The sequence below is a fragment of the Pseudomonas sp. SDO5271_S396 genome (assembly GCF_054071795.1).
Genome location: NZ_JBSVWB010000011.1, coordinates 31,116 through 55,373, shown reverse-complemented (window position 1 = coordinate 55,373; position 24,258 = coordinate 31,116). Strand labels below are relative to the sequence as shown.

The 24,258-nt window shown below is 61.4% G+C and carries 23 protein-coding genes; 13 read left to right on the top strand and 10 right to left on the bottom strand.

Translation table 11 applies throughout. The annotated features are described in order from the left end of the window. The first annotated feature begins 2 nt into the window (after positions 1–2). The 10 genes from ACW9IN_RS10800 (at position 3) to ACW9IN_RS10755 (ending at position 9,893) form a co-directional block, all read left to right on the top strand. Positions 3–629 (top strand): cytochrome o ubiquinol oxidase subunit III, encoded by a 627-nt coding sequence (locus tag ACW9IN_RS10800; protein ID WP_058426759.1) that lies wholly within the window; start codon positions 3–5, stop codon positions 627–629. Beyond that, entirely contained in the window at positions 629–970 is a 342-nt protein-coding gene (gene cyoD / locus ACW9IN_RS10795) for a cytochrome o ubiquinol oxidase subunit IV (RefSeq protein WP_457365847.1), read from the top strand. Before ACW9IN_RS10800 ends, cyoD begins: the two co-directional genes overlap by 1 nt. 11 nt (positions 971–981) lie before the next feature. Next, positions 982–1,869, top strand: coding sequence for a heme o synthase (gene cyoE, locus ACW9IN_RS10790; RefSeq protein WP_457365846.1), 888 nt, complete (start codon positions 982–984; stop codon positions 1,867–1,869). A gap of 144 nt (positions 1,870–2,013) precedes the next feature. Further along, positions 2,014–3,099, top strand: coding sequence for a pyoverdine biosynthesis transaminase PtaA (gene ptaA, locus ACW9IN_RS10785; RefSeq protein WP_457365845.1), 1,086 nt, complete (start codon positions 2,014–2,016; stop codon positions 3,097–3,099). 197 nt (positions 3,100–3,296) lie between these two features. Next, positions 3,297–4,004: a LuxR C-terminal-related transcriptional regulator gene (locus ACW9IN_RS10780; RefSeq protein ID WP_457365844.1), complete on the top strand. Its 708-nt coding sequence runs from the start codon at positions 3,297–3,299 to the stop codon at positions 4,002–4,004. Between the two features lie 254 nt (positions 4,005–4,258). Further along, complete coding sequence (locus ACW9IN_RS10775) at positions 4,259–5,329, top strand: fatty acid desaturase (RefSeq protein ID WP_457365843.1); 1,071 nt, start codon at positions 4,259–4,261, stop codon at positions 5,327–5,329. A 3-nt stretch (positions 5,330–5,332) separates the two neighbouring features. Next, complete coding sequence (locus ACW9IN_RS10770; RefSeq protein ID WP_457365842.1) at positions 5,333–6,304, top strand: proline dehydrogenase family protein; 972 nt, start codon at positions 5,333–5,335, stop codon at positions 6,302–6,304. A gap of 13 nt (positions 6,305–6,317) precedes the next feature. After that, positions 6,318–7,568, top strand: coding sequence for an ATP-grasp domain-containing protein (locus ACW9IN_RS10765; protein ID WP_457365841.1), 1,251 nt, complete (start codon positions 6,318–6,320; stop codon positions 7,566–7,568). Continuing rightward, positions 7,568–8,773 (top strand): MFS transporter, encoded by a 1,206-nt coding sequence (locus ACW9IN_RS10760; RefSeq protein ID WP_457365840.1) that lies wholly within the window; start codon positions 7,568–7,570, stop codon positions 8,771–8,773. The genes ACW9IN_RS10765 and ACW9IN_RS10760 overlap by 1 nt, the downstream gene beginning before the upstream one ends. A gap of 1 nt (position 8,774) precedes the next feature. Next, positions 8,775–9,893 (top strand): aminotransferase class V-fold PLP-dependent enzyme, encoded by a 1,119-nt coding sequence (locus ACW9IN_RS10755; protein WP_457365839.1) that lies wholly within the window; start codon positions 8,775–8,777, stop codon positions 9,891–9,893. A gap of 10 nt (positions 9,894–9,903) precedes the next feature. Here the strand turns inward: ACW9IN_RS10755 and ACW9IN_RS10750 are convergent, their stop codons facing one another. The 5 genes from ACW9IN_RS10750 to ACW9IN_RS10730 all read right to left on the bottom strand — a co-directional run bounded on the left by ACW9IN_RS10750 (position 9,904) and on the right by ACW9IN_RS10730 (position 13,588). Continuing rightward, positions 9,904–10,620 (bottom strand): hypothetical protein, encoded by a 717-nt coding sequence (locus ACW9IN_RS10750; protein WP_457365838.1) that lies wholly within the window; start codon positions 10,618–10,620, stop codon positions 9,904–9,906. An 82-nt stretch (positions 10,621–10,702) separates the two neighbouring features. Beyond that, positions 10,703–10,957 (bottom strand): Txe/YoeB family addiction module toxin, encoded by a 255-nt coding sequence (locus tag ACW9IN_RS10745; protein WP_135309690.1) that lies wholly within the window; start codon positions 10,955–10,957, stop codon positions 10,703–10,705. Beyond that, on the bottom strand, positions 10,954–11,208 hold the full coding sequence (locus tag ACW9IN_RS10740; RefSeq protein WP_457365837.1) for a type II toxin-antitoxin system prevent-host-death family antitoxin: 255 nt from the start codon (positions 11,206–11,208) through the stop codon (positions 10,954–10,956). The genes ACW9IN_RS10745 and ACW9IN_RS10740 overlap by 4 nt, the downstream gene beginning before the upstream one ends. A gap of 146 nt (positions 11,209–11,354) precedes the next feature. Beyond that, positions 11,355–12,605, bottom strand: coding sequence for a 2-aminoadipate transaminase (locus ACW9IN_RS10735; RefSeq protein WP_457365836.1), 1,251 nt, complete (start codon positions 12,603–12,605; stop codon positions 11,355–11,357). Positions 12,606–12,688: 83 nt separating this feature from the next. Continuing rightward, positions 12,689–13,588: a LysR substrate-binding domain-containing protein gene (locus ACW9IN_RS10730; RefSeq protein WP_457365835.1), complete on the bottom strand. Its 900-nt coding sequence runs from the start codon at positions 13,586–13,588 to the stop codon at positions 12,689–12,691. Between the two features lie 143 nt (positions 13,589–13,731). Here ACW9IN_RS10730 and ACW9IN_RS10725 point away from each other — a divergent pair, with 143 nt between their 5' ends. Further along, entirely contained in the window at positions 13,732–14,760 is a 1,029-nt protein-coding gene (locus tag ACW9IN_RS10725; RefSeq protein WP_457365834.1) for an amino acid ABC transporter substrate-binding protein, read from the top strand. Between the two features lie 11 nt (positions 14,761–14,771). Here the strand turns inward: ACW9IN_RS10725 and ACW9IN_RS10720 are convergent, their stop codons facing one another. The 3 genes from ACW9IN_RS10720 to ACW9IN_RS10710 all read right to left on the bottom strand — a co-directional run bounded on the left by ACW9IN_RS10720 (position 14,772) and on the right by ACW9IN_RS10710 (position 19,047). Further along, a complete protein-coding gene (locus ACW9IN_RS10720; protein ID WP_457365833.1) occupies positions 14,772–15,785 on the bottom strand; it encodes a diguanylate cyclase in 1,014 nt (337 codons plus the stop codon). Between the two features lie 120 nt (positions 15,786–15,905). Continuing rightward, positions 15,906–17,795: an alkaline phosphatase D family protein gene (locus ACW9IN_RS10715; protein WP_457365832.1), complete on the bottom strand. Its 1,890-nt coding sequence runs from the start codon at positions 17,793–17,795 to the stop codon at positions 15,906–15,908. Between the two features lie 463 nt (positions 17,796–18,258). Next, the gene (locus tag ACW9IN_RS10710; RefSeq protein ID WP_457365831.1) at positions 18,259–19,047 is read right to left on the bottom strand and encodes an MlaA family lipoprotein; all 789 of its coding nucleotides are present in this window, start codon (positions 19,045–19,047) and stop codon (positions 18,259–18,261) included. Positions 19,048–19,211: 164 nt separating this feature from the next. On the opposite strand from ACW9IN_RS10710, the gene ACW9IN_RS10705 reads away from it, so the two are divergent. Both ACW9IN_RS10705 and ACW9IN_RS10700 read left to right on the top strand, forming a co-directional pair. Further along, positions 19,212–19,922 carry a response regulator gene (locus tag ACW9IN_RS10705; RefSeq protein WP_457365830.1) on the top strand — a complete coding sequence of 237 codons (711 nt, stop codon included), beginning with the start codon at positions 19,212–19,214 and terminating at the stop codon, positions 19,920–19,922. Then, positions 19,919–21,238 carry a HAMP domain-containing sensor histidine kinase gene (locus ACW9IN_RS10700; protein ID WP_457365829.1) on the top strand — a complete coding sequence of 440 codons (1,320 nt, stop codon included), beginning with the start codon at positions 19,919–19,921 and terminating at the stop codon, positions 21,236–21,238. Before ACW9IN_RS10705 ends, ACW9IN_RS10700 begins: the two co-directional genes overlap by 4 nt. Before the next feature lie 53 nt (positions 21,239–21,291). Here the strand turns inward: ACW9IN_RS10700 and ACW9IN_RS10695 are convergent, their stop codons facing one another. Beyond that, a complete protein-coding gene (locus tag ACW9IN_RS10695; protein WP_457365828.1) occupies positions 21,292–23,535 on the bottom strand; it encodes an ATP-binding protein in 2,244 nt (747 codons plus the stop codon). Then, a complete protein-coding gene (locus ACW9IN_RS10690; RefSeq protein ID WP_457365827.1) occupies positions 23,532–24,146 on the bottom strand; it encodes a biliverdin-producing heme oxygenase in 615 nt (204 codons plus the stop codon). The genes ACW9IN_RS10695 and ACW9IN_RS10690 overlap by 4 nt, the downstream gene beginning before the upstream one ends. Between the last annotated feature and the right edge of the window lie 112 nt (positions 24,147–24,258).

Sequence of the window (24,258 nt, the reverse complement as noted above, 5' to 3'; positions counted from 1 at the left end):
CCATGTCGAACTTAGTGACCAATGCTGGACACGCCCATGTCGATGACCATGGGCACGATGACCATCACCACGACTCGGGGCCAATGACCGTTTTCGGTTTCTGGCTCTACCTGATGACCGACTGCATCCTGTTTGCGTCGATCTTCGCGGTGTACGCGGTACTGGTAAACAACGTAGCGGGTGGCCCGTCGGGCCACGACATCTTCGAACTGCCTTACGTGCTCGGCGAAACCGCCTTGCTGTTGTTCAGTTCGATCACTTACGGCTTCGCCATGTTGGCCTTCTACAAAGGCAACAAGAAAGGCGTTCTGAGCTGGTTGGCACTGACCTTCCTGTTCGGCTTGGGCTTCATCGGCATGGAGATCAACGAGTTCCACCTGCTGATCTCCGAAGGCTATGGCCCGCACCGTAGCGGCTTCCTGTCGGCGTTCTTCACGCTGGTAGGCACCCACGGTCTGCACGTTTCGGCTGGCCTGCTGTGGATGGCGGTGATGATGTATCAGGTCAATAAGCACGGCCTGACCAACACCAACAAGACTCGCCTGACCTGCCTGAGCCTGTTCTGGCACTTCCTGGACGTGGTCTGGATCTGCGTATTCACCGTCGTTTACTTGATGGGGACTCTGTAATGGCTAATGCACACTCCCATGACCATGACAGCCATGATGCAAGCCACGGCAGCGTTAAGTCCTACGCTATCGGCTTCATCCTGTCGGTCATCCTGACGCTCATCCCGTTTGGTCTGGTGATGTACCCGACCCTGCCAAAGTCGATCACCTTGATGATCGTGCTGGCATTCGCGGTGATTCAGGTTCTGGTTCACCTGGTGTACTTCCTGCACCTGGATCGTTCCAAGGAACAGCGCGATAACGTGGTTGCCTTCGTGTTCGCAGGGATCGTAATCGTGCTGCTGGTTGGTCTGTCGATATGGATCATGTTCAGCATCCACACCTACATGATGGCGAAGTGAGGTAAGACCCGATGTCGCTTAAGCACTTTATCCAAATCACCAAACCGGGGATCATTTTCGGTAACGTGCTTTCTGTGGCAGGCGGCTTCTTCCTGGCCTCCAAGGGACATGTCGATCTGGCCATTTTCCTGGCCGCGATGATCGGCACGTCCCTGGTGGTAGCTTCCGGTTGCGTGTTCAACAACTGCATCGACCGCGACATCGACTTCAAGATGGAGCGCACCAAGAATCGGGTGCTGGTCCAGGGGCTCATCTCCCTGAAGCTGGCGCTGATCTACGCGACCGTCCTGGGCGTTGCCGGTGTGGCGTTGTTGTACCAGGTGGCCAACCCGCTGGCGGCGCTGTTTGCCGTGATCGGCTTTGTCATCTACGTCGGCCTCTACAGCCTGTACCTCAAGCGCAAGTCGGTTCACGGCACGCTGGTGGGCAGTCTGTCGGGGGCGATGCCGCCGGTGATTGGTTACGTGGCCGTGACCAATAGCTTCGACATGGCCGCGCTGACGCTACTGGTGATGTTCAGCCTGTGGCAGATGCCGCACTCTTATGCCATTGCGATCTTCCGCTTCAATGACTACCTGGCTGCCTCGATTCCGGTTCTGCCGGTCAAGCGTGGTATCCGCGTGGCCAAGAAACACATCCTGCTCTACATCCTGGCCTTCCTCGTGGCGACCTTGATGTTGACCTTCAGTGGCTACGCCGGCATGAGCTACCTCGCCGTTGCCGCCGCCATGGGCATGTACTGGCTGTACATGGCCTGGACCGGCTACAAGGCGGTGGACGACACCGTCTGGGCGCGCAAGCTGTTCGTGTTCTCGATCTTCACCATCACCGCGCTGAGCGTGATGATGTCGGTGGATTTCCAGGTGCCCAAGGAGCTGTTGCTGACCTACGCACACTGAGTGATGACGCAGTGAAAGAGCCCCGCCTTCGAGAGAAGCGCGGGGCTTTTTCTTGGGCACGGGTTAAATCCGTCGAGGTTTTTCTCGTCATACCCCTCTGTACGCGCTGTGCGAATCCATCACTCGGCTCAAGGAGCAGTCACCATGGTCAGCGTAAGTCGTCGTTCTCTGCTTGCCCTGGGCGCAGCCCTGCCGTTGCTCGGCCGCCTGGACCTGGCCGTGGCCGGCCCGGCGCCGGCCACCCCGGACAAAGTGCGCCTGAACTACAACGAAAGCCCCTATGGCCCGTCCGCCACCGCGCGCGAGGCGATGCAGCGCGGCATTGCCACGGCCGGCCTCTACCCTTACGGACACATGTACGCCCTGGCCGCGCAGTTTGCTCGTCTGCAAGGAATCGATGAAGATCAGGTCGCCGTGTTTTCCGGCTCGATGGCCGCCCTGCGCTATGCGGTGCTGGCGTTCACCAGCCAGACCCGAGGCCTGGTGATGGGCACGCCGTCCTATGAAGTGCCGCGCCAGGCGGCCGAAGCCTGGAAGGCACCGGTACAGGAAGTGAACCTCACCGCCGAACACGCCCACGACGTGCCGGCGATGCTCGCTGCCGATCCCCAGGCCGGCATGCTCTACCTCTGCAACCCCAACAACCCCACCGGCACCCTGACCCCAACCGAGGCCCTCCGCGAGGCACTGGCAAACAAACCCAAGGGCAGCGTGTTGGTGGTGGACGAGGCCTATATCGATTTCTCCGACGCACCCAGCTGCGTGAGTTGGGTCAAGGCGCATGACGACCTGCTGGTGCTGCGTACCTTTTCGAAAATCTACGGCATGGCCGGCGCCCGTGTAGGCCTGGCGATCGGTCACCCGGCACTGCTGGAGCGCCTGGCGGTGTTCGGTGGTGACAACGTGCCCGCCGGCCCCAGCCTGCTCGCCGCCCGCGCGAGTCTCGACGACGTCAAACTGCTGCCCCAGCGCAAGGCGCTCAATGCCAAGGCGCGCGACGAGACCATCGCCTGGCTGCAGGCTCGCGGTTTCACCTGCACGCGGTCCCACAGCAACTGCTTCATGATCGACGTGAAACGCCCTGCCGAAGAGGTCATCGAGCAACTGGCGGCCCAGGGCGTGCTGGTCGGGCGGGTGTGGAAAAACTGGCCGCAGTGGGTACGCGTCACCGTGGGCAGTGCGCAGCAAATGCAGCGGTTCCGCGAAGTGTTCGCGTCGCAGGTGGCTTGATTCGACGGATTGCGTTGCCCCATGGTCGCCCCGCCATGGGAAGCACTGGACAAGGTCTGTAGGGCGTGTTTCATTCTCGTTGTTGCGTAAGGATATTTCCTACGGTGTGAGTCGGCTCCGGGCGGGGCGCTTTGGGATTGATGTGGTCCCGGCAGAACGCTAGCCTCACCCGTAGTCACTCATCAGGGACGAGATTCATGCGAAGCAATGGCCAACCCGACAACACCTCCCCACTTCAGCCCGCCGACGTGCGTCAATTGCTCGATGCGGAGCTGACCCGACGCGGCCTGGGGCACTTCGAGGTCTACCAGTGCGGGCCGACGCTGGACGAGGCCGAGATCATCACCAATTATCCCGATGCCCTGGACCGTGCCGACTCGGCCGACGACTTCTACCAGCGCGGCCAGTTGCTCTCTTTGTCCAAGGGGCGGGTCAAACCGTTTTTCTGGAGCGACGAAAACCTGCTGGCCCCTGCCGAGCAAGCCGTGCCGGTCCCTGGCCCTTGCGCACCGGTGGAGGAGGGCGCGAGTTTCATCGTGCACGGCAACCGTGGGTTCTACTCCATCCTCAACCTGTGCAGCTTCGGCGAAGGCCAGCAGTTTCGCGACACCGTGCTGGCGAACAAGAGCGAGCTGCAAATGTTGCTGGTTTCGGTCTACGACGAAGCGCTGGAGAACTGTGCGCCTCCTGCGTCCCAGCAAAGCGTGCTGACCCCGCGCGAAACCGAAGTGCTGTCATGGACCAGCCTGGGCAAAACATATAACGAGATCGCGCTGTTGACCTCCATGAGCCCGCGCACGGTCAAGTTCCACATGAAAAACGTCTTCGACAAACTGGACGTTACCAACGGCAAATCCGCCATTCGCAAGGCCCTGCAACTGGGCTATATCCGCGAACAAGCCTGATCCCTTCCGTTTGACCCAACGCCCGCCTGCGCCCTTGCGCAGGCGGGCGTTCGCGTGTGCGCGTCACGCTGGCCTACCTGTCTAAAAGGGCAGCTTGTTAGCGATAGGGCGGTGCTTTAGCTTTTTTTGCAGCCGATGAGTTTAGCTCAGGCCAAAAAAACGTTAGCCGCAACCCCCAAAAAAATGCCCGGACCGGCAATGAGCCTTTTGTCCGGGCGGGGTGTTGCAGCGTGCCGCTTAATTATGGAGTGATTATGCTGGTCGATCAGAACAAAGCACCTGTTGGCGAATACGCCGCGGGCATTTCCCGGGAGACCTTCGGGATGCTCAAACACCTGTGCAAAAAAGACAACTATCACTGGGCTATCGCGCTGGGCAAGGACTACGCAATCATCGCCTTTGCCATCTACCTCTCGCTGGGGATCAGCTATTGGTTCTACCCGGTTTCACTGTTTTTGATTGGCACCACGCAGCGTGCCCTGGCCAATGTGTTGCACGAATCGGCCCACAAGCTGTTGGCGCAGAACCGCTTTATCAACTGGGTCTCCGGTACCTTTCTGTCCGGTTACCTGATCTTCCACCTGCACCAGTCCTATAGCAATTCGCACATCAAGAACCACCATGTGCACCTGGGCCACCCGGAAAAAGACCCCGACTACAACTTCCACCTCAAGTGCGGTCTGTACGACGTTCGGCAGAGTGAGCGCGAGTTCTTCCTGAAAAACGTGCTGCTGGCACTGTCCGGCTACCGCACCGTGCAATACATCCGTTACATCATCAAGGACCGCGTCAAAGCCCAGGGTTCGGACAGGATCATCCGCAACGAACGCCTCATGCTCTGGACCTACTGGGCGGTGATCTTCGCTGTCGCTGTCGCATTCGGCGTGGTCACTGAACTGCTGCTGTTCTGGCTGGTGCCGCTGTTCACCACCGCCGTGGCGGTGGGCTGGATCATCGAGCTGGCCGAACACTACCCGCTGCCGGCCGCCGAGACCGAGAAGCTGCTGCTGACCCGCAACCGCAAAGGCAACGCGCTGGAGAACTTCTTCTTCGGCCGCCATGACGACAACTACCACCTGGTGCACCACCTGCACCCGGCCATTCCCCACTGGAACATGCGCAAGGCCCATGAGCTGCTGATGTCGCACCCCGAGTACGCCCGTTGGGACAACCTCTGGGCCGGGATCTTCACCCGTGACCGTCAGAGCCGCCACAAGGAAACCATGCTCAGCTACGCCGCCAAGTTCCGCGCGCACAAGCTCGCCAACCACGCCGACGACTCGAGTTTCGCCCGGCGTATGCTCAACCAGGCCTACGGGGTTTAAGCCATGACCGACATCGATAACAGCCTGCTGGCGACCCTGGCCCTGAAAAAACTCGCGGCCAACAAGACCTACCGCGACCTGTTTCTGGCCAGCGACACCCTGCGCGATTTCCTGCGTCCGGCGGCCCTGCGCTACATCATTTCCGAAGACCGCCTGGAGATGCTCGACAAACTGGCCGCTCTGCAAGGCAAGGGCTACCGCACGGGCGTCGAATACGTCGGCGAAGAGGCCACCACCCTGGCCGAAGTCACCACGGCCACTGAGGAATACCTCAAGCTGATCGACCTGATGGCGCTGCACCCCACGCTGGCCGAACCGCCGCAATTGGGCTTCGACCTGTCCAACGTCGGCACCATTATTTCCCGTGATCTGGCGATCGAGAACTGCTCGAAAATCCTTACCCATGCCGCCGACAAGGATGTCGGCGTGATCCTCAGCATGGAACGTTCGCAATGGACCGACTCGATCCTGGACATCTTCCTGCACCTGAGCGCGCGCTTTCCCAACCTGGGCATCACCCTTCAGGCGCAGCTCAACCGTACCCCGGATGACCTCGGCGCCATCCTTGAGACCGGCTGCAAGGTGCGCCTGGTCAAGGGCGTCTATGCCGAGCCGGCAGCCATTGCCTTGCCCCGTGGCGCGCAACTGAACGAGCGATATCTCGGGCTGCTGGACCGCATCAACGGCGCCAGCCCGCGCTACGCCTTCGCCACCCAGGACCCACTGCTGGTCGAGGAGATTCTCGCCAGTGGCATCGCCCACCGTGGCGAGCTGGAGATGCTCCACGGCGTGCGCCCCGAGCTGATCAAGGCGGTCAAGGACCAGGGCAAGGTCAAGACGCGCGTCTCCGCGGTCTACGGCACCAAATGGTACCTGCACTTGCTGCATCGCGTGGCCGAGTTCCCGCAGAACATTTTCCTGGCGCTGGACGACGTGGCGTCGCCACGACCTTCCGAAACCGCCACTTTTTACTGAAGAGGACATCCTCATGAAGCCGTACGTTGCCCTGGTTGACGTCTACTCGAGCGGTAACTTCCTGCCGCAATTCTTTCGCGAGGCCGGTGTGGGGCTGATTCATGTGCAAAGCACGCCCGAGCTGATGCCCAGCATGCTCGGACCGAATCTGGCCGAGTTCGAACACAACCTGATTTTCAACGGCAGCGCCGATGCGGTCGTGCGCCGCCTGCGCGATTTCAACGTAGTCGCGGTGATCGCCGGCCAGGAGCCGGGCGTGCCGTTCGCCGACTACTTGAGCGAGCAGCTGCAACTGCCGACCTCCAACGGCAGCGCCGGCTCCCGGGCCCGTCGCGACAAGTTCGAGATGATCAATAAGGTCGCTGCCGCCGGCCTGCTGACCGCGCGGCAGATCAAGTCCGCCGACCCTGCCGAACTGCTGGCGTGGGTGGAGGCCGGGCAAGTGTTTCCGTGTGTGATCAAGCCGCTGAGTTCGGCGTCGACCGATGGGGTTTCGATCTGCCACACCCTCGACGATGTGAAGCGAGCCTGCACCGAAGTGGTGTCCAACCTGGACATCTTCGGGCTGGCCAACACTGAAATTCTCTGCCAGTCGTACCTCAAGGGCCCGGAATACATCGTCGACACCGTCAGCCGCGACGGGCAGACCTACGTGTGCGGTATCTGGCGCTACGTGAAGCGTGAAATCAGCGGCGGCAAGAACATCTATGACCGCGACGTGCTGATCGCCTCAGACAGCCCCGAAGCCAATGCGCTGGTGCACTACATCGTGCAGGTGCTCAAGGCGCTGGGCATCGACAACGGCCCGGCCCACTCCGAAGTGATCCTCACCGAGGGCGGCCCTGCGCTGGTGGAAGTGGGCGCGCGCCTGAACGGCAACATGGAGCCCAACTTCCACGACATCAGCCTGGGCGCCAACCAGGCGCAACTGACGTACCTGGCCTATTGCGACGGTGAAACCTTCAAGGCCCGTTATGCCGGCAAGCGTTATCGCAAGCTCAAGGAAGCGTGCGTGATCAACACCGACACCACGCTGCAAGGCGAGGTGACGGGCTTCAACGAAGCGGCCATCCACCTTATCGAAGCATTGCCATCGGTGCACAAGCTGAGCGTGAAGTACAAGGCCGGCAAGCTGATGAAGAAGACCGTGGACCTGCTCAGCAGCCCGCTGCGGGTGTTCCTGTTGTCGGAGAACCAGCGTGAAATCGACCAGGACTATGAACAGATCCGTCAGTACAAAGACAACGTCTATGTGATCCGCTGATGGGTACTTATCGCGCGTTACGCGGGCTCAACGCTCGGCTGCAGTCGCTGTTCCTGATCACCCTGGTGTTCCGCATGGGCACCATGGCGTTTCCCTTCTACGCGGCGTACCTGATTCACCAGCACGCCGTGTCGGCGGGCACCGCCGGCTTGCTGGTGGGAGTGTATGGCGCGGGTGCGCTGTTCGTGGACCTGATCATCGGCGCAGTGATCAAGCGCTTCACCGCCAGCCGGGTGATCCTCGGCTCGCTGTTGCTCAACGCCGTGCTCCTGCTGGTGATCCCGTCGGTGGATAACACCGCCGCGCTGTTCGTGTTGTCGTTCCTCTGGGGCGGCTGCTACGAGGCGTTCACCCCGGCGACGTTCTCCGAGACGGTAACCCACAGCAGCAGCGAGACACGCAAAGTGGCGTTCTCGTGCAACCGTCTGGCGATCAATATCGGCATGGCGATCGGGCCACTGTTGGGCAGCCTGATTTTCCTGAGCAATGCCGACGCGGTGTTCTACCTCAATGCCGGGTTGTCCTTGGTGGCGTTCGCGGCGTGCCTGTGGTTCGGGCGTGCGGTGCCGGCGGTCGCAGGGCAGGGCGCGGCCGTGGTGGGCAAGGGCAACGGCTTGCCCGAGACCGCACCGTTCGAGCGCTCGCGCTTGCTGGTGATCCTGCTGGCCGCCTTGCCGGTGCATGTGGCCTACGCGCTGCCGCCGACGTTTCTGTCGGCCTACATCATCAATTACACCGAGCTGCCGGCGTATTACGTCGGCGTCATCTTTTTCATCAATGCGCTGCTGGTGATCCTCTTCGAAGTGCCGATCAACCAGCGCATGGCGCACCTGTCGAGCAGCCGCTCGCTGGTGGCGGGCTTCCTGGTGGCGGGCGTCGGGTTCTTCCTGATGGGCTTCAGCCACCTTGGCGCGCTGTTGCTGGTGGCCACCGTGTTGTGGAGCCTGGGCGAGATGATCGTGTTTCCGGGCATTACCCACTACGTCAGCAGTATCTCCAGCCGCCACACCGTGGACCGCAACCTCGGCTACTACTCGGCGGGGGTCAATATCGGGGTGATGATCACACCGTCGCTGGCCTTCATGCTGGTGTCACGGCCTGAACTGCCCTCGCCCTGGCTGCTGGCCGGTACCGTGCTGTTGCTGTTCGCCGTGGCGGTGGGGGTGATGAAAAGCTCGACTCTTTTGTGGAACAAGGAAGCCTGAGATGAACCTTGTGCATTTGAACACCGCCGGCGCGGGCCTGATGTCCCCGGCGACTCTGGACGCCATGCAGCGTTTCACCGCCAGTGAGGCGCGTATCGGCAGCTACGAGACTGAACTGGCCTACGACACGTTGCTCAATGTCGACCTGTACCGTGTCGCTGCCGGGCTGCTGAATGCGCAGCCGTCGGACATCGCGTTCTTCAGCAGTGCCACCGAAGCCTGGACCAGCATCCTTGGCAAGCTGGAGTTTCCAAGGGGCGCGCGGGTGTGGGTGTCGACGTCGGAATACGCGGCGAACCTGATCTTTTTCAATTACCTCAAGCAGTCGCGCGAGATTCGCGTCGAAGTGATCCCCACCACGCCGACCAGCCCCCTGGACCTGGATTGGGTGCGCCGCCACCTGGATGACGAGGTGTTTCTGGTCAGCGTGTCGCACCTGCCGTCGTGCTGCGGGGTGATCAACCCGGTGCAAGCGTTGGGCGCGCTGCTCAAGGACTCCGGCGCGCTGTATGTGGTGGATGCCTGCCAGTCCCTGGGGCAATTGCCGCTTAACGTGCGGGATATCCACTGTGACCTGCTGACCGGCGCCGGTCGCAAGTTTCTCTGCGGTCCGCGTGGCAGCGGCATTGCTTATGTCTCGCCGCGCTTGCTCAACCGGCTGCGATTGAATTTCGCCGACCTGCACGCAGCCAGCACCGACGGTCAGGTCAACCGGGTGGAGGTAGCGGGGGCGCGGGTATTGGAGATTGCCGAGAAGAGTTTTTCGGCGTTGGTGGGGTTGCACACGGCATTGCAGGAGTTCGCGCAGGTGGAGGCCGAGGTGAACACCGAGCCCTATGCCCTGCTGGTGCAGGAGCTCTGGCGCATGCCCCGGTTGCAACTGATGTGCGACCAGTTTCGGCAAACCGGGATTGCCTCGTTCGTACCGCGCAACCTGGCGGCCAAGGCGTTTGTCGGCCAGGCCCGCGAGTTGGGCCTCAACCTGTGGGCGGGCACCGCCGCCCATACGCCGTTATTGCTCAAGGACCTGGGCGCGACACATTTCGTGCGCGCTTCGGTGGGTCGGCACGTGACGCTACAGCAGGTGGAGCAGGCCGTGAGCATCCTGCGCACGTTGTAGCGTCAACAGGTTACTGAGCGGCGATGGCGTAACCGTCAAAGGCGCTTTGCTGTTGCAGGGCGGTGATGATGCTCTTGCGGGTGACCGGCTGCTCCACGCCACTGTTGTCGACGAAGGTTTCGCTTTCCAGCTCGGCGTCGTTGCCTTCACCCACGAACGCGAAGCCGAGGAACTCGAAGGCTTCGCGGTCGACGCTGGGCTTGGAGCGTGGCGTGCGCAGCGGCAGGGTGACGCTGATGCCATCCTTGCTGATCACGAACACTTCGGTGTCTTTCTTGGCCCGTGCGGCCTTGCTCTTGCCGGCGCTCGGGTTGCTGATGGCCAGGTGGCTCTGGTTCAGCACCTTGAGGGCCAGGCCGTAGACCAGTTCCTGAAATGCCGGGTCGTCCTTGAAGCTGGACAGGATGCGGCTGATCGAGAACTGGCTGCTGAGGTTTTCCAGGGCGGCGTTGTCGGCGGCTTCGGCGTCCTTCAATTGCTTGAGCTGGCCCATCAGCTCGTAGGCCTTGTCGTCATCGAAGGCGTCATGGGCCTGGCGAATGGCCGCGCGCAGTTCGCGGATCTGGTCGCTTTCTTTGGAGGTGTGAAAGGCGTCCAGCACCATCTCACTGATGATCTTGGCCGCAGGCACATGCTGTGAAAGATTGATGGCGTTTTCGTATTGGGCCTTGGATTGCAAGGTGACCACGAGGGCTTCGGCGGATTCTTCGGTGTACGAATCGGACATTGAAATTTCACTACTTCAGTAAACGGAAAAAAGTGTCGGGCATTTTCAGGGGGGAGGGGAGTCAGGTCAAGGCAGCCGGCTGTCAGTAGTGATAGCGGCACATCAGGATTTGCACCTCATCGTCTTCGATTCCATACACAAGGCGATGCTCGGCAGTGATTCGTCGTGACCAGAAACCACTCAGGTTGTGTTTGAGGGGTTCGGGCTTGCCAACGCCGTCAAACGGATCTCTTTGGATAGCCTTGATCAGCAGGTTTATTCGCTTGAGCCCTGCTTTGTCGTTTTGTTGAAACCAGAGATAGTCGTCCCATCCCTCGGGGGTAAACAGAATTTTCATTCTTCTATCAACCGCCTTGGTTTGGCTTTACCGCCTCGCAAACTGTTGATCGAGTTGATGAGGCGCTCGGCATTTTTAGGCGAGCGCAACAGATAAGCCGTCTCTTCGAGCGCATTGAATTCTGATAGGGAAATCATCACTACGGGTTCGCCTTTTTGTCGGGTCAGCAGCAGCGGGATGTGATCTTCGTTTACCCGATCCATCGTGTCGGATAGATGAGCGCGGGCTTTGGTGTAGTTGATGGTTTCCATAATCATGTCCTAGGTTGATGAGCGGAACGTACAGAAATAAGTACATGTTCTCAAGCGGCATCTTATCAACGGTCAAGTGCTCTGCTCGATCAGCCATTCGGTTCTGACTTGCAAGTCCACGGCAGTCGCCCTGTTGATGCCCGTTGTTAACTCAATTGCCTGAGGCACGCCTCAAGCCGATCCAACCCCTCTTCCAGCACCGCCAGCTCAATGGTCAGTGGCGCCAGCAGGCGGATGATGTGCCGCGACTTGCCGCTGGGCATCAGCAGCAACCCCGCGTCCCGTGCCAGGCTGAGCAGCTGGCTGAGTTGCCGGGGCGCGGGGCTGCCGTCGGCGTGGGCCAGTTCGATGCCGCGCATGGCACCGACACCGGTAAGACGACCCAGGTAGGGCGACAGCCTTTGCGCATGCCATTGTTCATAGCGGCTGACGATGGCTTCTTCCTGCTGCGAGCCCCAGGCGCTCAGGTGCTCGTCGGTCATTGCATCGAGGGTGGCCAGCGCCGCCGCGCACGCGATGGGGTTGCCCGAGTAGGTGCCACCCAGGCCGCCCTTGGGCAGGTTGTCGAGCAACGTCTTGCGGCCCACCACGGCGCCCAGTGGCACGCCGCCGGCAATGCTTTTGCCGAGCAGGAGCAGGTCCGGCTCGATGCCCAGGCGCGAGAAGGCGAAACGCGCGCCGGTGCGACCGAACCCCGACTGGATTTCATCGGCGATCAACAGGATGTTTTTCTCGTCGCAGAAGCGCCGCAGGGCCTGGGCGAACTCGACGTCCAGGGCCAGGAAACCGCCTTCGCCCTGCACCGGCTCGATGATGAAACAGGCTACATCGTCGACATCCAGTTCCACGCTGAACAGGCGGTCCATGGCCTTGAGCGCTTCAGCGCAGGTCACGCCGTTGTCGGCGCTGGGGTAGGGCAGGTGGTACACCGGGCCGGGCAGTACGCCGACTTTTTGCTTGTAGGGAGCGACCTTGCCATTGAGGTTGAGGGTGGCCAGGGTGCGGCCGTGGAAGGCGCCGTCGAAGGCGATCACCGCCGTACGGCCCGTAGCGCCGCGCACGATCTTCAAGGCGTTTTCCGCCGCTTCCGCCCCGCTGTTGGTGAGCATGCCGCTGACCGGGTAGCTCACCGGAATGAACCCCGTCAGGCGATCCATCAGTTCGAGGTAGGGCGCATGGGGCACAGCGTTGAAGGCGTAGTGGGTCAGACGGGTGGCTTGTTCGCGAATCGCCTCCACGACGCCCGGGTGACAATGCCCGAGGTTGAGCACCCCAATGCCGCCGACAAAGTCGATGTAGCGCTTGCCCGCCGTGTCCCAGACTTCGGCGTTCTTGCCGTGGCTGAGGCTGATGGGGTGAACGATGGAAATCGACTGGCTGATGGTTTCGCGGCTCATGACTCTCGGACTCGGCAAGGGCGGGCTTCTTTTTATCTAAGCCGGGCGCCTGCCCTTGCCGCAAACGAAATAAAGTCGCCGGGTCATGACTGAAAGTCGGGATGTGCCTTCACATAGTCGACCATCCACTTCAGGAAAGCCTTCACCTTGGGGATGTCGCCGGCATGCTCGGCATGGGCGATGAAGTGCGCACCGGCGCTGGGCATCGCGTAGTCCCAGGGGATCGTCAAACTGCCCGCGGCCAGTTCTTCGGCCACCAGGTATTGCGGCACCAGCGCCACGCCGTATCCCGATTGCGCGGCGCGAATGCACATGTAGAACGTGTCGAAGCGCGGCCCGTGGTAGCTGTTCTGCGAATGCAGGCCCTGCTCCAGGAACCATTCATGCCAGGCCTCCGGGCGTGAAGTGCATTGCAACAGGGTGTGATGGGACGAGGCGTCGCTGCCCGGCGCGACAAAACCCGGCGCGCACACCGGTACCACGGCTTCGCGAAACAGCTCGATGCACGTCGCACCCGGCCACGCACCCTGGCCAAAGAAAAACGCAATATCGGCCTTGGCTTGCAGTACGTCGAAGGGCTCCAGCTCGTTGCGCACGTCCAGGTGAATGGTCGGGTGCCGGGCGGCGAAGTCCTTGAGCTTGGGCACCAGCCAGCGATCACCGAAGGTGGGTTGGGTGGCGATGCGCAGCACTTCGGTCTCGCCGCCGTAGGTGAGGATATAGCGGCTGGAGATATCCACCTGATTGAGGATCTTGCGCACTTCGGCCAGGTACAGCGCGCCGGCCGGCGACAGGTACAGGCGCTGGCGCACCCGTTCGAACAGGTTGTGGCAGAGCATTTCTTCCAACTGGGCCACCTGCTTGCTCACCGCGCTCTGGGTGAGGTGCAGCTCTTCGGCGGCGCGGGTGAAACTCAGGTGGCGGGCGGCGGCTTCGAAGCACTGCAAGGCCGTCATCGAAGGGGTCAAGCGTTTTGAAATCATGCAGTTCATTCCAAATCGGAAGGAGCCTTTGCCTAAAGGTCGTTTGTGGCAGCGGTGTAAAGCCGTCGATACTGCCCGCCAGCACTATAAACCGGCGCGGGCTGTGCAGCGCCGAATAATAAAGTTCGCAGGGAGTGCCTCGCATGAAAAACCTCAAGACCACCTTGGCCGCCATTATCGCCGCCGCAACCCTGGGCCTGGCTGCCGGCGCCCAGGCGGGTACAACGTTGGACGCCATCCAGAAAAAGGGTTTCATCCAGTGCGGCGTCAGCGACGGTCTGCCGGGCTTCGGCGTGCCGGACAGCAAGGGCAAGATGATCGGTATCGATGTGGACGTGTGCCATGCCGTCGCCGCTGCCGTGTTCGGCGATGCCTCGAAGGTCAAGTTCAGTCAGTTGACCGCCAAGGAGCGTTTCACTGCGCTGCAATCGGGCGAGGTCGACGTGATATCCCGCAACACCACCTGGACCAGCTCCCGCGATGCGGGCATGGGCCTGGTGTTCACCGGCGTGACCTATTACGACGGTATCGGCTTTCTGGTGAACACCAAATTGGGTGTCACGGCGGCCAAACAACTGGACGGCGGCACCGTGTGCCTGCAGGCCGGCACCACCACTGAACTTAATGTTTCTGATTACTTTCGCACCCACGGCATGAAGTACACGCCGATCACTTTCGACACTGCCGATGAAAGCGCCAAGGGCCTGGAGTCGGGGCGCTGCGATGTGCTGACCACCGACCAATCAGGCCTCTACGCGCAACGCATCAAGATGGCCCACCCCGATGAGTTTGTGGTGCTGCCGGAAGTCATCTCCAAGGAGCCTTTGGGGCCGCTGGTGCGCAAGGGCGATGACGAGTGGTTCAGCATCGTCAAGTGGACCCTGTTCGCGATGATCAACGCCGAGGAGATGGGCATTACCTCTCAGAACGTCGAAGAACAGGCCAGAACCACCAAGAACCCGGACATCGCGCGACTGTTGGGCGCCGACGGGGAATACGGCAAGGACCTCAAGCTGCGCAAGGACTGGGTAGTGCAGATCGTCAAGCAGGTGGGGAACTATGGCGAGGTCTTCGAGCGCAACATTGGCCAGGGCAGCGTGCTGAAGATCAAGCGCGGGCTCAATGCGTTGTGGAGCGATGGCGGCATCCAGTACGCGCCGCCGGTTCGATAAGCCTGCAGGCGTTACACGGACACGCTGTCCTTGCCCTTTGCCTTGGCGCGGTACAACGCCTGATCGGCGCGCGCCATCAGGTCGACGGGGGACTCTCCCGGACGGCGCTCGGCCACGCCCAGGCTCAGGGTCACCCGGAAATCGCTGGACACCGGGGTGTTCCTGACCTGTCGGCGAAGCGTCTCAGCCTGCGCGCGGGCGTCCTCCAGTGAACTGTCAGGCAGCACCACCATGAATTCATCGCCGCCCCAACGGGCCAGCAGGTCGTCGGGGCGCATGCGGCTTTCCAGGGCCTCTGCAACCCGTATCAGCGTCTGGTCACCGACGCTGTGGCCATAGCGGTCATTGATCGGTTTGAAATCATCGATGTCCATGGCGATCAGTGCCAGTGGCAAGCGAAAGCGCTCGGCTCGATCAGTGGCCTCCAGCAGAACCTTTTCCAGGCGATAGCGGTTGGCCACGCGCGTCAGGGCATCACGCTCGGCCAGGAAGCGGTTCTCGTCCAGTTGCAATTGCAGTTGCAGGTTGACCCGCGACAACTCGCGCGTGCGCTCGGCCACCAGCGCTTCCAGGGACTGATTGCGCTGTTCGAGCAGTTCGATGGAGTGCTTGCGTGCATGGATATCCCGGTGGGCGCCGACCATGCGCGCCACTGAGCCGTCGGCGTTGCGTGCAATGACGTAGCCACGGTCTTCGATCCACAGGTAGGTGCCATCTTTCTTGCGGCAGCGGTATTCGATTTGGTAATGGGGCGCGCGACGGTGGATGTAGTCATCGAACAGTGCCATGACCTGAGGATAGTCATCGGGATGGATCACGTTTTCCCAGGTGAACACGGTGTTGGCCAGGGCATGGCGGGGGTAGCCCAGCATTTCGTACCAGCCAGGGTTGCGGTAGACGAATCCGGTATTGGCGTTCCAGTCCCAGATGCCGTCGCTGACCAGCTCGAGGATGGTGTGCAGCATGTCGGCATTGAGATGAGCGCAGTCGTGGCTCAATGGCGGGGTATCGGGAATATCGTCCATTCGCATGCTCCTTGCGTGAGCGGGGCTCCAGCGCCTGTCAGTTTTAATGCCGATACTCCGTGGCTGGGGCTACTGTACAACGGGTGCAAGGCGATTGGGATAGGACATATGTGCTGTTGATCACTGCGGTGGCAGCATGCGGGTGCGGGGTTTGCCATTGGCGTTGTACTGATAAATGGTTTCAGGCTGGCCCTGTTCGTTGAAGAACACCTGGCCAATCCCCGCCGAATTCCACAACCGCTCGCCTGCCCGGGCATGTTCCGGCGTATACGGCACTACCTGCAAGGGGCGTCGGCGGGTGAAACGGTTGAGGGGCGAGCGGGGTGAGTAGAGCCAGCGGTTAAGGCGGTCGAACCAGTCCAGCAGGCGCGGCGGGAATTCGTTCTTGATGCCGCTGCTGGTGATCTGCCAGATTTTTGGGCCAGCGTTGCGATGGCGGACCAGCACTTCGTAGACGAACGAGTAGTGCACGTCACCGGAGAGGATCACGTAGTTGCCCGGTGTACGGGAGTGGCGAAAGATGTTGAGGATGACCTGGGCGGCGCCGCGATGGGCCATCCAGTTTTCGGCGTCCACCAGCAGCGGATGGCCGCACCAACTGAAGATTTTCTGCACGGTCTCGATCAGTTTCACGCCAAAGACCGGCGCAGGGGAAACGATGATGGCCGACGGGTGGTCAAGCAGTGCCTGTTGCAGTTCGCTCAAGGCTTCCCAGTCCAGCAGGCCGGAGGGTTGGTGCAAGGCGTGCTCGCTGCGCCAACGCCGGGTGCGGGTGTCGAGCACCACCAGGGCCGGGCGGGTGGGCAATACGTAGTGCCACTGCTGGAACTTCAGCAGGGCGTCGAGCAGATCATCCTGGGTGCTCGCGTCCAGATGGTTGTCGCAGGCCTGGGTGGTCAAGGCCAGTGTCTGGTCCAGCAACCCGTCGAACACCTCCGGCTGGTTGCCCCAGCCCTGGCACAAGAGATAAGCGAGCAAGGCGTTGCCGATGATGCGCTTGGAGAACGGGTGCCCGTAGGCGGTCTGCTCCCACTGGGCGCTGAGGTTCCAGTCGTCGGTGATGTCGTGGTCGTCGAAGATCATCAGTGTCGACAGGTGCGCGAATACCCGTGCGACCCCTGGCAGGCCCTCGCGAAAGTGATCGAGCTGCGCTTGCTCGCGGGCATAACGTTGTTGTGCTTCGGCACTCAATATCGGTGGCTGTGGGGCGATGAGGCTCCAGGGCACAGGCGACCACACCAGCAGGTACATCGCCAGCACTTCGGCGAAGGTCACCAGGTGGTTGTCCGCCGTGCTGCTGGTGAAGATAGGTTTTTTCACGCCACCGAAGAAGCGTTCACGCAGCGTCGCATTACTGGCCAGTGCCGGCAGCAGGTCGGCGCGCTGGTAGTAGCTGGCGCGATGGCCGTAGAGGCTGGCGCTGTCGCTGACCACGGCGCCGTCCAGGTATTCATCGAATAAACCCAGGCGTGTGATCAGCGCATGGATGGCGCGCAGCATGGGGCCGGCCACGTCGTCGGCGTACACCTGATCGCCGCTCATCATCAACAAGGCAGGGCGTTCGGACGGGCTACTGACTTCGGCCAGCAGGCGGTCGACGCACAGCAGGCCCTCGTCGGCACGGTGGTGGGGTTTGCGGCAGGAGCCGTGGACCAATTGGTGAAGGCGACTGTGGAGCACGAAACTCGGGCGCGGGGTGTTGGTGTAGAGCAGGTGCGGGGCCCATTCGGCGATGCCGGTGCCGTCGATGAGCAGGTCATATTCAAGGACTACGTCCTGGGGCAGGGCCTCGTCCAGCAACACATCGACCAGGTGAATGAACGCATGGCGTCCCACGGGGATAACGCGGCAGTGGTCGAGGTTGATCGACAGGAGCCTGGTCGGCAGATGCAGTTCGAGCGTCAGTTCCAGCGCCCGACTGCCCACCAGCCACAGCACCAGTCGCCGAGGTTCCAGACGTCGCAGCAAGGGGCCGGCCAATACGGCGGGGAGCGGGGCGGAGGACGGCATGCAGGCAGAGGTTCCCTGTTGGATTGAGCCGGCAAGGTTAGCGTGGCGAATGTGATCGTTTTGTTAAGCGCAAACGAGGGGCTGTGCACAGCCCTTCGTTTGTTGGGGGTTAAAGGACGTTGCCACGCCCCAGGGAGTCGATGCCTCCTGTGGTCCTGCCCCTGTTCCTTCCCGTGCCCCGGCCTCGGTCGTTGGCTTCTGCCCCCAGGTTATCGTCGCTCAGGAAGCTGTGAGTCTCATCAATGCTGCGCTTCGTGCGCTGGGGCACCGCATCATCCTGCTGCGGTGTGGGGTATTGAACGTAGCCCAGTGTGTGATTGATTGCGCCAAGCATGGAAGTTTCCTTCAATAAGTCATGGATGGTTCGCTCTGTCGAGCGAAGTGGTGCCAAACTTATAGAGGTCAGATCGGGGCGGCCATAAACGTCCTGCTGCAGGATATGACGGCCACAGGCAGCCGTCTTTCAGAAGTCGTCGCCAGCGTCTTTTGAGCAGTTGTCGGTCTCGGGCGAGGTCAAACCGTCCCTGCCCTCCCGCACAAAGGCCGCACGATTGTGTGCCACCACATTGCGCAATGCGCTGTAATAGTCCGGCAGCTTCTGCAGGCTGTCGGTCAGTGGCAACAACGATGCGCGAGTGTCCACCGTACCGCCCACCAGGCTGATGGTGCCCAGCGTCTGCACCGTATCGCTATCGCCCAGCGGCGACACCAGGAAGCTCAAGACTTTACCGGCGGCATCGCGGCTGTTGCCGCTGCCCAGCAGCGGCAACTCGACAATCGGCCCGTTGCCGATACCCCACACGCCGAAAGTCTGGCCGAAATCTGCGGAATGACGCGGGATACCCAGGCGATCCGACATGTCGATCAGCCCCACCACGCCCACGGTGGTGTTTACTGCAAAACGTCCCAGGGTATTGATGGAGCGGCGCGGGTTGCCTTGCAGCAGGTCGTTGATGAACACCTTGGGCTCGCTGAAGTTGCGCGCAAAGTTATGCACACCCTGCTGGAAAAAATCCGGCAGGTAACGGTAACCACGGGCGACCGGTGCCAGGGCGTAGTTATCCACAGCCCGGTTGAACGCGAACACCCCGCGGTTGACCGGCTCGGCTGGGTCATACACCGGTTGGTCTACCTGTGCGCAGTGGGTGATGGGAGTGACAGGCGCAGGGCTTGCGCAGCCCGTCAGGTAAGACACAGTCAGCAACAGCACGGCCTGGCGAGCCAGATGCTGGGGGTACGTCAGCGAGCGCATGGGCACAGTCTCCGCAAAAGGGAGGCCGATGCTGGCAGCCAAGTCTTGCGCAAAGATGTCTGGTTTATTGCGCGCTCGTCGCTTTATTGCACGATTGAAATATATGACGGGCCGCCTCGAATGGTTTTAGATGACACGTCGAACAACCCGAGGCATGCCTGCCGGTGAGCAACCTTTTGATCGTGGACGATGACCTTGAAGTCCTCGCGCTGCTGAAGAAATTTTTCCTGCAACATGGCTACGGGGTCGAGACCGCCGCTTGCGGCGCCGAGCTGTGGGCGGCGATGGAGCACCGGCCCGCCGACCTGATCATCCTCGACCTGATGCTCCCCGGCGATAACGGCCTGCTGCTGTGCCAAAGCCTGCGCCAGCAGTACGCCACGCCGGTGATCATGCTTACCGCCATGGGGGAACTCAGTGACCGTGTTGTCGGCCTGGAAATGGGCGCCGACGACTACTTGAGCAAACCTTTCGACGCCCGCGAATTGCTGGCCAGGGTGCGTGCGGTGTTGCGCCGCGCGGGTGAAAGCCGGCCTGCGCCGGGTGAAGCCGCCCGTCCGTTGATCCGCTTTGCCGGTTGGCAGCTAGACCTCACACGCCGCGAGTTGCGTTCGCCGGACCAGGTGATGATCCCGTTGTCGTCCGGCGAGTTCGACCTGCTGCTGGTGTTCGTCGAGCATCCCCAGCGGGTGCTGACCCGTGAACAACTGCTGAACCTGGCGCGTGGTCATTGTCACGACGCCTTCGACCGCAGCATCGACGTGCAGGTCAGCCGACTGCGCCGCAAGCTGGAGTTCGATACCAAGCGTCCGGCGATGATCCGCACCGTGCGCAACGGCGGTTACCAGTTCACGGCCAGCGTGACCCGTTCATGAGCCGGCGACCGCGTGACACCGTGGCCCGCTGGATCGCGCTGACCATCCTGATTGCGATGTTGACCGCGCTGGCCTTTAACGCCTTGTTCGTGCAACTGGCGGGCGTCTGGGCGCGGCCACCCTTGACCGAAACCGGCCTGCTGGAAAAGATCGCCGTGGTGGTGCGCGCCATCGAGGCATCGCCACCCGAACAGCGCACGCATCTGGCTCAGGCGATGGCCGACCCGGGGTTCGGCGTGGACTGGGCGGTTCATCGCGAGGTGTTTGGTTTACCCGTCCTGCAAGACTCCAAATTCCATTCGGGCGAGAACGCCTTCAAGCACCTGCTTCAGGGACCGCCGCGGCCCATGGAAGGTTATGAGCCCGCCGACTGGCCCGGTGATAACGGTCGCTACGCGTTGCTGGTGCAACTGCCGGATCAATCCTGGCTGATGTTCAGCGCTTCTGCGCGCAGTTGGGGCATGTCCGAAGGTGCACGCAGTGTGGTGGTGCTGGTGTTGGTGTTGATTTCCACAGCGTTGGTCACTCTGGTGGCGACCCGTCGCCTGGCGCGCCCGCTGCAACACTTCGCCCAAGGTGCGCGGCGCTTCGGTGCCGATTTTCGCGCCCCGCCCATCGAGCCGGTGGGGCCCCACGAAATCCGTCAAGCGATCCTCGCGTTCAACAGCATGCAGGCGCAGTTGCGGCACTTCATCCAGGACCGCACCCAGATGCTCGCCGCCATTTCCCATGACCTGCGCGCACCCTTGACGCGTTTGCGCCTGCGCGGGGAGTTCATCGAGGATGCCGACCAGCAACAGCGCTTGTTTCGTGATGTCGACGAAATGCAGGCGATGATCAACACCGCCCTGGCGTTCTTCCGTGATGATGCACGCCTGGAACAGGCGACCCAACTGGACTTGGCGGAGCTGTTGCAAACCCTGATTGATGACTACCGTGACCAGGCCATCGACATCACCTTTCGCGGCCCGCCGCGGCTGGTCTACTTTGGCCGGCCCCTGGGGCTCAAGCGAGTGATGACCAACCTGGTGGACAACGCCATCCACTACGGCGTGGCCCCTGAAATCGAGCTGCTGCACAACTCGACAGAGGTGGTAGTACGCGTGCTGGACCGTGGCCCGGGTATCCCGGCCGAACATCGTGAACAAGTGTTTCTGCCGTTCTATCGCCTTGAAGGCTCACGCAACAAAAGCACCGGCGGCACCGGGCTCGGGCTTTCCACCGCACGTGCAATTGTGCTGGAGCACGGTGGCACCCTGACCCTGGCCGAACGCCAGGGCGGCGGCTTGGAAGCGGTGGTGGTGTTGCCTGTCTAGCCGTGAGGTTGTTGTGTTGAGCGGGCAAGCCCGGCTCAACACAGGGGAGGTGGTCAGGTATGCGAATCCCCCGCCACCTTCGGCACTGTAAAGCGGAACTCACTGCCACGGCCCACTTCACTTTCGGCCACGATGGTGCCGCCGTGGGCCTGGACGATGCCTTGGGTGATGTACAAGCCCAGGCCGCTGCCGGTGGGGTTGTTTTCGGCCTGGGTCCAGTAACGGTCAAACACATGGGGCAGTTGTTCTGGGGCGATACCTTCGCCCGAATCGCGGACTGAAAACACGATTTCCTCGCCATTGTTCATCGCGCTGATGCCGATATTGCCCTGGCGTGGCGTGAACTTGATGGCGTTGCCGATCAGGTTGGACAACACCTGGAACAGACGCTCCGGGTCGGCATTGATCTGCAGGCCAGGCTCGGCGTTGAACGACAGGTCGATGCCTTTTTCCATCGCCAATGGCGCCAACAGTGAATAGGCCTCTTCGAAAATCTGGCCGACATCCAGCGCCACCGGTTTGACCACATAGCGCCCGGCTTCGATTTTCGAGGTGTCGAGCAAGTCTTCCAGCAGCACGTTCATGCGCCCGGCGGCCTGTTGCATGGTGTCGATGGCCGAGGAAATCCGCCGCGATGTGTGTGGGCCGTCAGAACTGAAGGCCTTTTGCATCATGCCGCACAGCATGGAAATGACGGTCATCGGGTTACGCAGGTCGTGGGACACCACGGCCACCAGTTCATCACGGGCGCGTACGGCCTGTTGCTCGCGCAGCACTTGGCGCGCCAAATCGTTTTCCAGCGCGGAACGGCGCAGGTCATTGGCCGCAAAACGGTCGCCATGGCTCCACTTGGTGGAAATACCGGCCATTTCCACCTTCCAGATTTCAAACGAGGTGCGTGGGCGAAGGCGCAAGCCGGCTTCGGAATTTTCCAGGTTCAACGGCTTTTGCGGGTCGCCGCTCCAATTGATGTTCTCTTTCACTTCCGGGCGAAACCACAGCACGCCATTGTCCACCGGCTTGGGCAGGCTCATGGCCAATACCCCGCTGGCCACCTGCTGGAATTCGGCGGCAGGCGGGTAGACCGAGACCAGGTTGTGGCTGGCGAACACGGGCTCGCCGCTTTCTTGCAGCCATTTATGCAGGGCGCGGATCTGCGCCGGTTCCGGGCAGTTGCCGTAGCGGTGCAGCTGTTTGTCTTCGATGATCGCCACGCCTCCCGACAGGGTCAGGTCCATCAACACTTGTGGTTGCTGGGCCAGGCCGTCGAAGACGTTTTCATCCGAGCGTTTCATCGCTTGATCGAGGAGCGCCAGGGCTTCGACTTTCTCTTCGCGCTGGCGACTCAGGTCCAGGGCCTCCATGGCGCTGATCTGTAGCGACAGTACCTGGCCAATGGTCTGGCACGCCGTGCGCAGATCGTTGGGTACCAGCAGCGGCTGGCGGTTGCCGCAACTGATCAGGCCCCAGAGCTTGTCGCCCTTCATCAGCGAGATGCTCATGGACGACAACACGCCCATGTTCTGCATGTACTGGCAGTGGATCGGCGACACGCTGCGTAACGTTGCGAAGCTCAAGTCCAGTGGCTGGCCGGTATCCGGACGCAATTTGGGCACCAACGGTACTGGCTCGTAAGATGCGTTCGGGATGATGCGTAGCCAGTTGGTGCGATACAACTCGCGGGCTTGCTCGGGGATGTCGGACGCGGGGAAGAACAACCCGTTGAAAAGCTCCATGGACGGTGCCGACGCTTCGGCGATGACCTGGCCATGGCCTTCTTCTTCGAAGCGATAGATCAACACCCGGTCGTAACCGGTCATGGCCTGGATTTCAGTCACGCTGATTTCGTACAGCGCTTGCAGGGTTTTCGCTGACTGCAGGCGTTGCAGCATTTTGCCCAGGTTGCTGGTGCGGCCATTCAGAGCCCGGGGTTGAAAGTTTTTGAGCAGTGGCTCGAACTCCAGCACCAGCACATCCTGATGGCGATGCAGCAAACCTTCGAACTCGCCACCGTTAAGCGTGACGTGCAGCGGTGGGGCATCGAAAAACGTATTCTGCGTGGCCATGGTTTGCACGGCCTGAGCATGTTCGGCACCGATCAGCGTGTGCAGCGGCTGGCCCAGCAGGGCTTCAGGGGCATGATTGAACAAGGTGCCGACGTTGGCGCTGACCTGGATGATATGCAAATCAGGCTCCGACAACGTCAGCAGCACGCCATGGGGCTGGATCGCCCCGGGAAAGCGGATGGGCTCGTCTGCGCAGTTGGCAAGCAGCTCTTCAAAATCTTCGGGTTTCATAGCAATACCTCCTGGCGCTCGAGCCATTGCTCAAAGCAGCTGAATGTCGACCGGGCGGCGGTCACCGCGTGTTGTGTGGCGGCTGTATCCAGCGACGGGGCGCCCAGATAATCGAGAAAATCCTTCCAGCGCCGACCGGTCTCGGCGCCATACACGTCAAGAAATGCAGCACCGTTGTGCGCATCCAGGTTCAGGCGTTGGGCCATTTCCCGGCGCAGCACCTGGCCGCCCAAGGTGGCGCCTTCGATCACATACAGCGTGCCAAGGCAGGCGGCAGCCGAGTCGAGAACCGGCAGGCGGGTACAGCGGGGCAGGGCGTGGATATCCGTCTCGCTCAGGCCAAGGGCATGAAGATCATTCAGCAGGGTAGGCGTTTTCACGCGCAGTGCCTGGTCGAAGCCTTCAGGGATCAAACCTGAGTCGTACAACGCAGCTTCCAAGGGCTGATAAAACCCGTAGTAGGCCTGCAACAAGCGCCGATACCCGTCGGCATTCAGACGCTCCGAAAAGAACGGCAGGCGCTTTTCCAGCGCGGTGTGCAGCAGAGCCGTGCCTGTGCGCAACGCTTCCAGCAATGAGGGCGCACTAACGTCATGGGCCTGTGAATGCATTCAGTAAGCTCGAACTGTGGGCCTTGCGGCCATGAATGACGCGTGGAAATGGGCGACGATTCTACACAACTCATGGCCGTCAACTGAGCGCGCAACGCGAAAGGGCTGACCA

Excerpts from the sequence above, each read along its gene's own strand:
- ACW9IN_RS10750 (WP_457365838.1), bottom strand. The coding sequence starts at position 10,620 with ATGTCCGATTCGTACACCGAAGAATCCGCCGAAGCCCTCGTGGTCACC.
- ACW9IN_RS10695 (WP_457365828.1), bottom strand. The coding sequence starts at position 23,535 with ATGAAACCCGAAGATTTTGAAGAGCTGCTTGCCAACTGCGCAGACGAG.
- ptaA (WP_457365845.1), top strand. The coding sequence starts at position 2,014 with ATGGTCAGCGTAAGTCGTCGTTCTCTGCTTGCCCTGGGCGCAGCCCTG.
- ACW9IN_RS10775 (WP_457365843.1), top strand. The coding sequence starts at position 4,259 with ATGCTGGTCGATCAGAACAAAGCACCTGTTGGCGAATACGCCGCGGGC.
- ACW9IN_RS10715 (WP_457365832.1), bottom strand. The coding sequence starts at position 17,795 with ATGCCGTCCTCCGCCCCGCTCCCCGCCGTATTGGCCGGCCCCTTGCTG.
- cyoD (WP_457365847.1), top strand. The coding sequence starts at position 629 with ATGGCTAATGCACACTCCCATGACCATGACAGCCATGATGCAAGCCAC.
- ACW9IN_RS10690 (WP_457365827.1), bottom strand. The coding sequence starts at position 24,146 with ATGCATTCACAGGCCCATGACGTTAGTGCGCCCTCATTGCTGGAAGCG.
- ACW9IN_RS10765 (WP_457365841.1), top strand. The coding sequence starts at position 6,318 with ATGAAGCCGTACGTTGCCCTGGTTGACGTCTACTCGAGCGGTAACTTC.
- ACW9IN_RS10745 (WP_135309690.1), bottom strand. The coding sequence starts at position 10,957 with ATGAAAATTCTGTTTACCCCCGAGGGATGGGACGACTATCTCTGGTTT.
- ACW9IN_RS10725 (WP_457365834.1), top strand. The coding sequence starts at position 13,732 with ATGAAAAACCTCAAGACCACCTTGGCCGCCATTATCGCCGCCGCAACC.
- ACW9IN_RS10800 (WP_058426759.1), top strand. The coding sequence starts at position 3 with ATGTCGAACTTAGTGACCAATGCTGGACACGCCCATGTCGATGACCAT.
- ACW9IN_RS10730 (WP_457365835.1), bottom strand. The coding sequence starts at position 13,588 with ATGATTTCAAAACGCTTGACCCCTTCGATGACGGCCTTGCAGTGCTTC.
- ACW9IN_RS10780 (WP_457365844.1), top strand. The coding sequence starts at position 3,297 with ATGCGAAGCAATGGCCAACCCGACAACACCTCCCCACTTCAGCCCGCC.
- ACW9IN_RS10710 (WP_457365831.1), bottom strand. The coding sequence starts at position 19,047 with ATGCGCTCGCTGACGTACCCCCAGCATCTGGCTCGCCAGGCCGTGCTG.
- ACW9IN_RS10735 (WP_457365836.1), bottom strand. The coding sequence starts at position 12,605 with ATGAGCCGCGAAACCATCAGCCAGTCGATTTCCATCGTTCACCCCATC.
- ACW9IN_RS10755 (WP_457365839.1), top strand. The coding sequence starts at position 8,775 with ATGAACCTTGTGCATTTGAACACCGCCGGCGCGGGCCTGATGTCCCCG.
- cyoE (WP_457365846.1), top strand. The coding sequence starts at position 982 with ATGTCGCTTAAGCACTTTATCCAAATCACCAAACCGGGGATCATTTTC.
- ACW9IN_RS10740 (WP_457365837.1), bottom strand. The coding sequence starts at position 11,208 with ATGGAAACCATCAACTACACCAAAGCCCGCGCTCATCTATCCGACACG.
- ACW9IN_RS10720 (WP_457365833.1), bottom strand. The coding sequence starts at position 15,785 with ATGGACGATATTCCCGATACCCCGCCATTGAGCCACGACTGCGCTCAT.
- ACW9IN_RS10770 (WP_457365842.1), top strand. The coding sequence starts at position 5,333 with ATGACCGACATCGATAACAGCCTGCTGGCGACCCTGGCCCTGAAAAAA.
- ACW9IN_RS10700 (WP_457365829.1), top strand. The coding sequence starts at position 19,919 with ATGAGCCGGCGACCGCGTGACACCGTGGCCCGCTGGATCGCGCTGACC.
- ACW9IN_RS10760 (WP_457365840.1), top strand. The coding sequence starts at position 7,568 with ATGGGTACTTATCGCGCGTTACGCGGGCTCAACGCTCGGCTGCAGTCG.